The 12,019-nt window shown below is 64.4% G+C and carries 10 protein-coding genes; 8 read left to right on the top strand and 2 right to left on the bottom strand.

All coding sequences use genetic code 11. From position 1 onward, the window contains the following. Window positions 1-20: 20 nt before the first annotated feature. From AC1DN9_RS13345 to AC1DN9_RS13365, 5 genes are all read left to right on the top strand, one after another. Window positions 21-1,535 carry a circularly permuted type 2 ATP-grasp protein gene (locus AC1DN9_RS13345; RefSeq protein WP_478100835.1) on the top strand — a complete coding sequence of 505 codons (1,515 nt, stop codon included), beginning with the start codon at window positions 21-23 and terminating at the stop codon, window positions 1,533-1,535. Between the two features lie 20 nt (window positions 1,536-1,555). Further along, window positions 1,556-2,518, top strand: coding sequence for an alpha-E domain-containing protein (locus AC1DN9_RS13350; protein ID WP_478100837.1), 963 nt, complete (start codon window positions 1,556-1,558; stop codon window positions 2,516-2,518). A 467-nt stretch (window positions 2,519-2,985) separates the two neighbouring features. Beyond that, a complete protein-coding gene (locus AC1DN9_RS13355; protein WP_478100838.1) occupies window positions 2,986-3,747 on the top strand; it encodes a hypothetical protein in 762 nt (253 codons plus the stop codon). Between the two features lie 132 nt (window positions 3,748-3,879). After that, a complete protein-coding gene (locus tag AC1DN9_RS13360; protein ID WP_478100840.1) occupies window positions 3,880-5,181 on the top strand; it encodes a phospholipase effector Tle1 domain-containing protein in 1,302 nt (433 codons plus the stop codon). A 34-nt stretch (window positions 5,182-5,215) separates the two neighbouring features. Next, window positions 5,216-5,797, top strand: coding sequence for a hypothetical protein (locus AC1DN9_RS13365; RefSeq protein ID WP_478100842.1), 582 nt, complete (start codon window positions 5,216-5,218; stop codon window positions 5,795-5,797). A 20-nt stretch (window positions 5,798-5,817) separates the two neighbouring features. Here AC1DN9_RS13365 and glpK read toward each other — a convergent pair whose 3' ends face one another. Beyond that, window positions 5,818-7,314, bottom strand: coding sequence for a glycerol kinase GlpK (gene glpK / locus AC1DN9_RS13370; protein WP_478100844.1), 1,497 nt, complete (start codon window positions 7,312-7,314; stop codon window positions 5,818-5,820). Window positions 7,315-7,325: 11 nt separating this feature from the next. Continuing rightward, window positions 7,326-8,096 (bottom strand): DeoR/GlpR family DNA-binding transcription regulator, encoded by a 771-nt coding sequence (locus tag AC1DN9_RS13375; protein ID WP_478100846.1) that lies wholly within the window; start codon window positions 8,094-8,096, stop codon window positions 7,326-7,328. Between the two features lie 98 nt (window positions 8,097-8,194). Here AC1DN9_RS13375 and glpD point away from each other — a divergent pair, with 98 nt between their 5' ends. Genes glpD through AC1DN9_RS13390 form a run of 3 tightly spaced genes read left to right on the top strand, consistent with a single transcriptional unit; the run spans window position 8,195 to window position 12,010 of the window. Next, the gene (gene glpD / locus AC1DN9_RS13380; RefSeq protein ID WP_478100848.1) at window positions 8,195-9,871 is read left to right on the top strand and encodes a glycerol-3-phosphate dehydrogenase; all 1,677 of its coding nucleotides are present in this window, start codon (window positions 8,195-8,197) and stop codon (window positions 9,869-9,871) included. After that, complete coding sequence (locus AC1DN9_RS13385) at window positions 9,862-10,938, top strand: ABC transporter ATP-binding protein (RefSeq protein WP_478100850.1); 1,077 nt, start codon at window positions 9,862-9,864, stop codon at window positions 10,936-10,938. The genes glpD and AC1DN9_RS13385 overlap by 10 nt, the downstream gene beginning before the upstream one ends. 1 nt (window position 10,939) lies before the next feature. Next, the gene (locus AC1DN9_RS13390; protein WP_478100852.1) at window positions 10,940-12,010 is read left to right on the top strand and encodes an ABC transporter ATP-binding protein; all 1,071 of its coding nucleotides are present in this window, start codon (window positions 10,940-10,942) and stop codon (window positions 12,008-12,010) included. The last annotated feature ends 9 nt before the right edge of the window (window positions 12,011-12,019 follow it).

Below are 12,019 nucleotides of genomic sequence, written 5' to 3' on the forward strand. Positions count from 1 at the left end.
GTCAAGGAGATTGGTCGTCCATGCACAAATTCGACGAGATGTATGAGCAGCTGCCCTACAACGGCGCTGCCGTCAGGAGCCACTACAAGCGATACGACCAATGGCTCGCGAAGCAGCCCGCCGAGGTGATGCGACAGCGGCGCGAGGAGGCGGAAATGATCTTCCGCCGAGTCGGCATCACTTTCGCGGTCTATGGCGCGAAGGACGAAGACGGCTCGGGCACCGAGCGGTTGATTCCCTTCGACCTGCTTCCGCGCATCATCCCGGCCCATGAATGGGCCTCGATGGAAAAAGGCCTGGTGCAGCGCGTGACGGCGCTCAACCGCTTCATCCATGACGTCTACCACGGCCAGGAAATCATCAAGGCCGGCGTCATCCCGGCCGAGCAGATCCTGAACAACGCCCAGTACCGCCCCGAAATGGTCGGCGTGAAGGTGCCGAACGACATCTACTCGCACATTTCCGGCATCGACATCGTCCGGGCGCCCGACGCCAGCGGCAATGGCGAGTACTACGTGCTCGAAGACAACCTGCGCGTCCCCAGCGGCGTGAGCTACATGCTCGAAAACCGCAAGATGATGATGCGGCTCTTCCCCGAGCTGTTCAGCCAGAACCGCATCGCGCCGGTGGCGCATTACCCCGACCTGCTGCTTGAAACGCTGCGTGCCTCCGCGCCGCCCGCGACCGCCGAGCCCACCGTCGTGGTGCTCACCCCCGGCATGTACAACAGCGCCTATTTCGAGCACGCCTTCCTCGCGCAGCAGATGGGCATCGAGCTTGTCGAGGGGCAGGACCTTTTCGTCAAGGACGACTTCGTCTACATGCGCACCACGCGCGGCCCCAAGCGCGTCGACGTCATCTATCGCCGTGTGGACGACGATTTCCTCGATCCGGAAGTCTTCAGGCCCACTTCCACGCTCGGCTGTCCCGGCCTGATGCGCGCCTACCGCGAGGGCAACGTCGTCATCTGCAATGCCGTGGGCACCGGCGTCGCGGACGACAAGTCGATCTACCCCTACGTGCCGAAGATGGTCGAGTTCTACCTCGGCGAGAAGCCGATCCTGAAGAACGTGCCCACCTACATGTGCCGCAACAAGGACGACCTCGACTACACGCTCGCCAACATGAAGGACCTGGTGGTCAAGGAAGTGCATGGCGCCGGTGGCTACGGCATGCTCATCGGCCCGGCGGCGACCCAGGCCGAGATCGAGGACTTCAAGAAGGCCGTGCTGGCCAAGCCCGACGGCTACATCGCGCAGCCGACGCTGAGCCTTTCGAGCTCGCCGACCTTCGTCGAATCAGGCATCGCGCCGCGCCACATCGACCTGCGGCCCTTCGTGCTGTCGGCCAAGGAAGTGCAGATGGTGCCGGGCGGCCTCACGCGCGTCGCGCTCAAGGAAGGCTCGCTGGTCGTCAACTCGTCGCAGGGCGGCGGCACCAAGGACACCTGGATCCTCGAGGCGGACCGCGGCGCCCGTGCGCCATCGGCGGCGCAAACCCAGACTCAAACTCAAACTCAAACCCAGTCGTCCTGATCAACGGGAGCTTTCAGATCATGTTGTCACGCACCGCCGATCACCTCTACTGGATGTCCCGCTACACCGAGCGTGCCGAGAACACCGCGCGCATGCTCGATGTCAACTACCAGACCTCGCTCCTGCCGCAATCCGCCGAAGTCGCGAAGTACGGCTGGCAGGGCCTGCTGTCGATCAGCGAACTGCTGCCGCTCTACAACGAGAAGCACGAGGGCGAGGGCTTCAAGCCCGACGAGGTGATGGAGTTCATGGTCAGGGACGAGTCGAATCCTTCGTCCATCCTCTCGTGCCTGCGCGCGGCGCGCGAGAACGCCCGTGCAGTGCGCGGCGCGCTCACCACCGAAGCCTGGGAAACGCAGAACACCACCTGGCTCGAAGTCAATCGCATGCTGCGCGCCGGCGAGTTCGAGCGCGACCCGGCGCAGTTCTTCGAATGGGTCAAGTTTCGTTCGCATCTTTCGCGCGGCGTGACGCTGGGCACCATGCTGCAGGACGAAGCCTTCTACTTCTCGCGCCTGGGCACCTTCCTCGAGCGCGCCGACAACACCGCAAGGCTGGTCGACGTGAAGTTCCATGCGCTCAACAGCGAGTTCTTCGGCACCGCCACCGAGGAAGATCAGGAATACGACTTCTATCACTGGAGCGCGATCCTGCGCAGCGTCTCGGCCTTCGAGGTCTACCGCAAGGTGTACCGCGACGTGATCAAGCCTGAGCGCGTGGCCGAGCTGCTGATCCTGCGCGCGGATATGCCGCGGTCACTGCATGCGAGTCTGCATGAGGTCGTCAGCAACCTCGACAGGGTGAAGAACGAGCAGAGCGCGGAGACGCAGCGGCGCGCGGGCAAGCTGCTGGCGGACCTGCAGTACGCGACGGTCGACGAGATCCTCGCGACCGGGTTGCATGCGTATCTGACGCAGTTCCTTGATCGGGTGAACGAGTTGGGGTGGCGGATCAGCCAGGACTTTCTGGTTCCGACGCACTGAGCACGGCGTCGAATCGCCGGCGTACACGATGTGCGCCGAATGTGTCGGGCTTGGTGACAGTCCGTCGTGGTGTTGCAACGCCTTTTGTTTCGTCGCCGCAGGCAAATTGCGCTTTGCCGTGATCCCTGTTGTATCTTGGTCCCTGAACTAGAAACATAGATCAGGGGGCAGCCTATGAAGGCTGGATATGCGGGCGCTGCAGTGCCTGTTGTCGTGTCGCGCGCCGGTCAGCAAGCCGGAGTCATCGCGCAATGGCGGTTTTTGATTGCAAGGTCCGCAGGGGCCGCCTTGCTACTTGCCTCACTTGTATTGACGGGATGCAAAACCGCCAACGTCGGGCACGCGAACGCCTCGGAACCCTTGGACAACATGAAGCTGCCGCCCGGGGAGGGGCCGGTCGCAATGACCTGATCAAGATCTTCAGCCAGACCTATTAAACAAACAAGGAGCATCGAACAATGGGGAGCATGGACAAGAATCCGGACGGCGTGGATGCCGATCTGGCCACTGAAGATCAATTGCAGAGCTATCCGCGCGCGGAGGCGGACTTGGCGCAGTTGCAGAGACCGATGCCGCTGCATCCCTCGATGAATCGACCACTTTCGGCGCGGAGGTCCGCATGGGCCGCTGTATTGCTCACCTCACTTGCTTTGACAGGATGCCAGACCGCCATGTCCAGTTCAGCCAATTCCACGGAACCCTTTGACAACATGAAGCCGCCGCGTGGGGAGGCGCCGTCTACCGACACCGTGGTTGATTGGCCGTTGCGGTTTACGGGGCATTGGTTTGCCGCGTACAGCTACAGCACCTATGGCTGCAAGGTGAAATATGCCCGCTACCACATGGATGACCCCGAAGACGTACTGCAGTTGTCCTCGGCCTCCATCGGCGACAAGTATCCGAACAATCTGGGCGCCAGCTACGGCCCGATCCGCAGCTTTCCGCCACCTGCCGTTGTCACGTGGCGGTCCAAGGACGGTACTTCACTGCGAGCCGAGGTTGATATTGCGGAAATCTTCAAGGACCGGCTGATCAGGCACAACCTCAAGCGCGAGGAGGTTTCAACGAATGCCAGCGGCATCACGCCGGGAATCATTCTGGAGGTCAACGACCGTGCCATCAATGTGTATATGCGGGCCTTCATTTCTACAAAGGAGGAACAAAGACCGGGGCACCCTCATAGCAACTATCGCAATGACCTGGTCAAGGTCTTCAGCCAAACCTACTAAACAAATAAAGGGCATCGAACAATGGGGAGCATAGACAAGAATCCGGACGGCGTGGAGGCCGATCTGGCCAATGAAGATCAATTGCAGAGCTATTCACGCGCCGAGGCGGACTTGGCACAGTTGCGCATACCTGTGCTGCTGCACGCCGACAATCCGCACGAGCGCCTGTATGTCGCTGCGCAGGATGGCACCGGCGACAGCCTGTACAAGGATGCGCCCGAACACCACAGTATCGTGGCGCAGGTTCATACACAAATAGACCGCATGAAAAAGCAAGGCGTTGCCAACATCGCCAGCGGTTACGTCGAAGGGATCTATACCCAGGACAATCCCCTCAAGCGCATCCCGGACGGGATCAACGGCTACACCTTCGAGCGAAGGGTGGAAAAGGCCTATTACCAGTTCTGTGAGCAAGCAAAAATATGGATCGATGAAGACCCCCACGCACAGATCCGGGTGATGGGCATCGGTTTCAGCCGCGGCGCCGAACAGACAGCAGCGCTGATGCGGATGATCGAGGTGCGCGGCATCCAGGACCCCACCGATGCGAGGATTGTCCTGGACGGAGACGAACTCATCGCCCACACTGAATACACCAAGCCGCCCCTGATTCAGCCCGGCCACACCATCCAGGCCGCATTGCTGCTGGACCCAGTAGCCACCGGCATCAAGGAACACGACCGCCGCCTGCCATCCTCGGTCATGTCAGTCCTCCAGGTCACCGCAGCGGACGAGCGCCGCGACCAGTTCAAGGTCAGCGACCACATCCCGCTCGGCTTCAGCGAAGACAAGCGCGCGCTCAACGTCACCGTCGGCGGCGCGCACAGCGACATCGGCAACACCTACGCCGTCGACGGCCTGGGTGTGCTCAATTACAACTTCGCGGTGCAATACATCAACCGCCTCAGCGACACGCCCATCCTGCCAATGCGGATGCAGCCCGAGGACCCGGATCAGTACCGCATCCATCGCTCCGACCAGCACGCCTTCTTCTACAGCACCCGTGGCTACGACGCGAATGGCCTGCGCGACCATGCCCATGAGCTCGGGTCCAAGGCGCAATGCCGTGTGGTCGAAGTGCGCGAGTGCATCAGCAAGGACCCGATGAGCCCGGTGCTGGAGCAGCAACTGGAGCGTCGCACCGCCGAGCTGTCGCTCGCGCCCGCGCAGCAGGCGGAGGCTGGGCCCAAGAGTGATCTGGACCGCATGATCGACCAGTTGTACGAGGCCTCGCTGAGCGGCGACAAGGCCACCTGGCAGCAGGCGCTGCAGGCCACGTCGCAGCAGTTCATGGCCTCGCCACAGGGGCAGGCCTGGCAGCGCGAAGTGGACGAATACGGGCGGGCGCAGCAGGCCTTGCAGGAGGCTCAGCAACAACAGCAAATGCAGCAGCAGGAAGCTCCCGCCCACAGGCTTCACGCCATGCGGATGTGACGCTCTCCCGAGACAAGCCAGGGAGAAACAACTGATGAAAACAGACAGCACCGAAGAAGCCCAGCAGTTGCTGGTAAAGCTCGCGCACCTCGCCAGCCAGATCGAGGCCGGGAGCGCCGACGCGCTGCGCCGCATCGAAGCTGGCGCCGCCGCCATGCACCAGGGTGTGCAGCGCCTGGACGATGGCGTCGAGCGCTTTGCCCAGCAGGCCATGCAGGCGATCAGCCAGGGTTCGCAGGCGGCCGTCGCTCAGGGCGCGAGCCAAGCATTGGAGGCGTTCAACCATCAATTGCAGCAATCCGCCAGTCACGCGAAATGGGCCGCTGACGCGCTGGGCGAGCAGCGCCGGACGCTGACGCACGCGCAGCGCACATTGGTGTGGAAGGGCCTGATTGCGCTGACCCTTGGCTCTCTGCTGGCCGCCGGCGGCAGCGCATATGTCGCCTGGAGCAGCATGCGCGAAGTCCGGCAGGCCGAATTCGGCACGGCCATCTTGCGAGCCACTCGTTCCGGCGCGTTGACAGCCTGCGGCGAGGAGCAGGCGCTGTGCGTGCGAGTGGGGCAGAAATCGCGCCGCGTCGGTGCTCGCGGCGAGTTCCTGCTTGTGGACGAGTGAGCTGGGGCGGCGGCGGAGGCTTATGCGACCAACGTCGCCCGTCGCACCGCCAGTTCCCACTTCGCCATCGCTTCATCCGCCTTGCCCCGACTCAACGTCGGCATGAAGCGCCGCTCGACGCTCCACAGCTTGGACAGCTGACTCACATCGCTGTAGACGCCGGTCGACAATCCCGCAAGGTAGGCCGCGCCCAACGCCGTGGTCTCCGTCACTTCCGGCCGCACGACCGGAATGCCCAACAGGTCGGCCTGGAATTGCATCAGCAGATCGTTCACCGACGCTCCGCCATCCACCCGCAATTCGGCCACAGGCGTGCCGCCGGCGGCGACAGCATCACGGCTCATCGCCTGCAGCAGCGCGGCGCTCTGGTACGCAATGCTTTCAAGCGCCGCGCGCGCGATGTGCGCCACGGTGGTCCCGCGCGTCAGACCGGTGATGATGCCGCGCGCCTCGGCATCCCAGTAGGGCGCGCCGAGGCCGGTAAAGGCCGGCACCATCATCACGCCGCCGGCATCGGGCACGGTTTGGGCCAATGCCTGCACCTGCGCGCTGCCCGGAATCGCCTTGAGTCCGTCGCGCAGCCACTGCACGACGGCGCCGCCGACGAACACGCTGCCTTCCATCGCGTACTGCGGCTGTGCGCTGGTCTGCGCGGCGCTGGTCACGAGCAGGCCGTTGTGCGAAGGCTGGAAGGCACCGCCCGTGTGCATGAGCAGGAAACAGCCGGTGCCGTAGGTGTTCTTCGCCATGCCGGCTTCGAAGCAGGCCTGGCCGAAGAGGGCGCTTTGCTGGTCGCCCGCGACGCCGCCGATCGGCAGGCTGCGATCGAACAGGCCCTCGGCCGTATCGGCGAAATGCGCGCTCGACGGCTTGACCTCTGGCATCAGCGATGCCGGGATGTCGAGTGCCTTCAGCAGATCGGCGTCCCACTGGTTGGTGTGGACGTTGAACAGCATCGTGCGCGACGCATTGCTGACGTCGGTGACGTGCACCTTGCCGCCGGTCAGTTGCCAGATGAGCCAGCTGTCGATGGTGCCGAAGGCCAGTTCGCCGCGCTCGGCCTGGGTGCGCACGCCGGGCACGTTGTCGAGCAGCCAGCGCAGCTTGGTGCCGGAGAAGTAGGCATCGATCACGAGGCCGGTCTTGTCGCGGATGGTGTCGGCCATGCCGTCTTCGCGCAGCTTCGCGCACATCGGCTCGGCGCGACGGTCCTGCCAGACGATCGCGTGGTGCACCGGTTGCCCGGTCCTGCGGTTCCACACGACCGTGGTTTCGCGTTGGTTGGTGATGCCGACCGCGTGGATGTCGCTCGCTTTCAACTTTGCCTTGGCCAGCACTTCGTGCGCGGTGGCGAGCTGGCTGGTCCAGATCTCCATCGGATCGTGCTCGACCCAGCCGGGTTGGGGGTAGATCTGCGTGAGTTCCTTTTGGGCGATGGTGACGATGCGGCCCGCGCCGCCGAAGACGATGCTGCGTGAGCTCGACGTGCCCTGGTCGAGGGCGAGAAGGTAGGTCATGAGAGGGTCCTTCAGTGTTCGCGAGCTATTTCGCAGCGTACTTGCGCTTGTTCGATCAACTCCGGGAAGGGCGGCGGCGGCTCGGCGTCCGTGAACAGGCAATCGATCTGCGAGAGCTTGGCCAGTTCGATCATCGCAGGCCGGTTGAACTTGCTGGCATCGGCAGCAAGCCACACCTCCCGCGCCTGCGCGATGATGGTTTGTGCCACCTTGACTTCGCGCAGATCGAAGTCCCGCAGCGTGCCGTCGGCCTCGATGCTGGACACGCCGATCAGCGCGATGTCGACCTTGAACTGCCGGATGAAGTCGACGGTCGCCTCGCCCACGATGGCGCGATCGCGCAGCCGCACCGAGCCGCCGGCCACGATCACTTCGCAGTGGGGGTTGTCGCTCAGGATGGTCGCGACATTGAGGTTGTTCGTGATCACCCGAAGCCCGCTGTGATGAAGCAGCGCCTTCGCGATGGCCTCGGTGGTCGTGCCGATGTTCAGGATCAGCGAGCAGTCGTTCGGCACCCGCGCTGCCACCGCGCGTGCAATTCGTGCTTTGCCTTCGGCATTCAGCGTTTCGCGCTGCTGGTAGCCGATGTTCTCCGTGGTCGAACTCGGCACGCGCACGCCGCCGTGAAAGCGCGCGAGCAGTCGTTCATCTGCCAGGCGCTGCACGTCGCGGCGGACCGTCTGCAGGGTCACGCCGAGCATGTCAGCCAGTTCTTCGACGGTGATCGAACCACGTGAGCGGACGGTATTGAGCAGCTTGAGTTGGCGGGGATTCGAGTTCACGGAGGGGCAGACAGACGCGTTCGGCTGACTTTAGAGCGAAAGGAAACGAATGGAATTAAGGGTTAACGCCGAAGAAAATCGCGCCTTAAGGAACCAGAATGAAAAGATACGAAAAAGAAAGCGCCTCGATTCGCGCAATAAGCAACCTTGGAACGGAGCCAACCCCCTTGAGCGCAACCGTCTCGCCACTCTCCGCTTTTGCCGCCGATTGCGACGTGCTGATCGTTGGTGGCGGGATCAACGGCTGCGGGATTGCGCGCGATCTCGCGGGGCGCGGCTGGCGCGTGGTGCTCTGCGAGAAGGATGATCTCGCCGCGCACACCTCGTCGTCATCGACCAAGCTGATCCATGGCGGCCTGCGCTACCTGGAGTACTACGAGTTCTCGCTGGTGCGCAAGGCGCTGCAGGAGCGCGAGGTGCTGCTCAAGAGCGCGCCGCACATCATGTGGCCGCTGCGCTTCGTCATGCCGCACGACCCGTCGATGCGGCCGGCCTGGATGATCCGCTTCGGTCTCTTCATGTACGACCACTTGGCCAGGCGCGAGGTGCTGCCGGGTTCGCGCACGATCGACCTTCGGCGCCACGAGGCCGGCGCGGCGCTCAAGCCCGAGTTCAGGCGTGGCTTTGTGTATTCGGACGGCTGGGTCGACGATGCGCGGCTCGTGGTGCTGAACGCGATCGACGCACGCGCGCGCGGCGCCGAGGTGCTGACCCGCACCTGCTGCATCAGCGCGCAGCGCAACGCGGAAGGCTGGACCGCCGTGCTCGAAGGCCCCGAAGGGCGGCGCACGGTGCGCGCCCGCGCGGTGGTGAACGCGGCGGGCCCCTGGGCGGAGGCCTTTCTGCGCGGCGTGGCGCATGCGGCGCAGGGCGAAGCGTTGGCGACCCGGCATCTGCGGCTGGTCAAGGGCAGCCACATCGTGGTGCCGCGCGTGTTCGGGCACGACCATGCGTACATTTTCCAGAACCCCGACAAGCGGATCATCTTCGCGATCCCGTACCAGGACGACTTCACGCTGATCGGCACGACCGACATCGAGCTGCAGGGCGACGACCCTGGCGCCGCGCGCATTGGCGACGACGAGGTCGAATACCTGTGCAACCAGGCCAGCCGCTATTTCGAGAAAGCGATCTCGCCGTCGGATGTGGTTTGGACCTATTCGGGCGTCCGACCGTTGCTCGACGACGACTCGGGCGATCCCTCGGCCGTCACGCGCGACTACATGCTCGAATCCAACACCGCAGCGGCGCCGTTGCTGTCGGTGTGGGGCGGCAAGATCACCACCTTCCGCAAGCTGGCCGAGGATGCGGCCGACGAGCTGGGGCGCATGCTCGGCGACACACGCACGCCGTGGACCGAAGGCGCCTTCATGGCCGGGGGTGACCTCTCGACATGGATCAGCGGCACCAGCCGCACATCGCGGCCCGACGACGACTTCGAGCGCTTCGTCGAAGCGGTCCGCACGAAATACCCGTGGCTCGAATTCATCCTGGCGCGTCGGCTCGCACGGGCCTACGGCGCCCGCGTCGCGGAGGTCATCGGCGACGCGCAATCGATGAACGACATGGGCGAGGCCGTCGCGCCGGGGCTCCACGAGCGCGAACTGCACTACCTGCGCGACGAGGAATGGGCTTGCAGCGGCGACGACGTGCTGTGGCGGCGATCGAAGCTCGGTCTGCACTTCACACGGCTGGAGCGCGAACAGGTCAACACGTGGATGCAGGCGCATGCACGTTCCGACGCCTATGCGACAGAGGGAGGTCCATGCAGCTGACACTCGAACGCGTCACCAAGAAGGTGGGCGCGCAGACCTGGCTCTACCCGCAGAGCATCGTGCCGAAGAGCGGCGCGGTCACCGTGCTGCTGGGCGCCACGCAGGCCGGCAAGACCAGCCTGATGCGGCTCATGGCCGGGCTCGATGCGCCCACCGAAGGCAAGGTCTTCGTCGACGGCAAGGACGTGACGGGCGTGCCGGTGCGCGAGCGAAACGTGGCGATGGTGTATCAGCAGTTCATCAACTACCCCTCGCTGAAGGTGGCCGAGAACATCGGCTCGCCGCTCAAGCTCCGCGGCGAAAAGAACGTCGAAGCGCGCGTGCGCGAACTGGCCGACAAGCTGCACATCGGCATGTTCCTCGACCGTTATCCGGCGGAGCTTTCGGGCGGCCAGCAGCAGCGCGTGGCACTGGCACGCGCGCTGGCCAAGGGCGCACCGCTGATGCTGCTCGACGAGCCGCTGGTGAACCTCGACTACAAGTTGCGCGAGGGCCTGCGCGACGAGCTCACGCAGCTCTTCGCGACCGGAGACTCGACCGTGATCTACGCCACCACCGAGCCCGGCGAGGCCTTGCTGCTCGGCGGCTACACGGCGGTGATGGATGCCGGCGAACTGCTTCAGTACGGGCCGACCGCCGAAGTTTTTCACGCGCCGCAGTCGCTGCGCGTAGCGCGCGCATTCAGCGATCCGCCGATGAACCTGATGACAGGACGCACGGTGGACGGCGGCGTGCAGATCGAAGGGGGCCCCCTGCTGCCGGTGGCGCTGCCTGCAGGCGCCGACGGCGTCGTCACTGTCGGCCTGCGCGCCAGCGCACTCAATGTCGGCGGCGGCAATGGCGACATTCCGTTGCCCGGCAAGGTGGAGCTGGCCGAGATCTCGGGGTCCGACACCTTCGTCCACGTCGAGACGCTGGTGGGCGAGGTGGTTGCGCAACTGACCGGCGTGCATCGCTTTGACCTGGGTACGGCGGTCACGCTGTATTTCAGCGCATCGCAGGCTTATGTGTTCGATAGCGGCGAGCGGCTGGTCGTTGCGCCCGCCTGGCGCCACAAGGGAGGCTGACATGGCCCGCATCGACCTGGACCTCGCCCACGCCTACCGTCCCAACCCGACGGAGGACAGCGACTACGCACTCCTGCCGCTCAAGATGAGCTTCCGCGATGGCGGCGCCTATGCCTTGCTCGGCCCCTCGGGCTGCGGCAAGACCACGATGCTCAACATCATCTCGGGCCTGCTCGCGCCGTCGAAGGGCAGCGTCAAGTTCAATGGCCGCGACGTGACGCTGGAGACGCCGCAGCAGCGCAACATCGCGCAGGTGTTCCAGTTCCCGGTGATCTACGACACGATGACCGTGGCGCAGAACCTCGCGTTTCCGCTGCGCAATCGGAACATGCCCGCCGAGCAGATCCGCAGGCGTGTGGGCGAGATCGCCGAGATGCTCGACATGAGCGGCCAGCTCAACCAGCGCGCGGCGGGCCTCGCCGCGGACGCCAAGCAGAAGATCTCGCTCGGCCGAGGACTCGTTCGCAGCGATGTGTCGGCGGTGCTCTTCGACGAGCCACTCACCGTGATCGACCCGCACCTCAAGTGGCAGCTGCGGCGCAAGCTCAAGCAGATCCATCGCGAACTCAAGCTCACGCTGATCTACGTCACGCACGATCAGGTGGAGGCGCTGACCTTCGCGGAGGAAGTGGTCGTGATGACGCGCGGCAAGGCGGTGCAGATCGGCAGCGCGGAAGCGCTGTTCGAGCGGCCGGCCCATACCTTCGTCGGTCATTTCATCGGATCGCCCGGCATGAACTTCCTGCCGGCGCAGAGTGTGGGCGGCATGCTGGACATTGCCGGAACACGGCTGCAAGCGATACGCGAACTGCCGGAAGGCGCACTGAAGGTAGGCATCCGCCCCGAATACGTGGCGCTGGCGGCGCCAAACGCATCAGGAGCGGTGATGGCCACCGTGGCGCAGGTGCAGGACGTCGGCACGCACGTGATGCTGAGCGCGAAGGTCGGCGACAACACCCTGAAAGCCCGTTTCGGCCTGGAGACGCAAGTCCCGGCGGCGGGCGAGCCAGTCTGGCTGACCGTGATGAGCCGCCACACCTGCTACTACCGCGACGAAGAGTTGGTGGCCTGAACCGGAGGC

The sequence above is a fragment of the Variovorax sp. 05L425 genome (assembly GCF_056397705.1).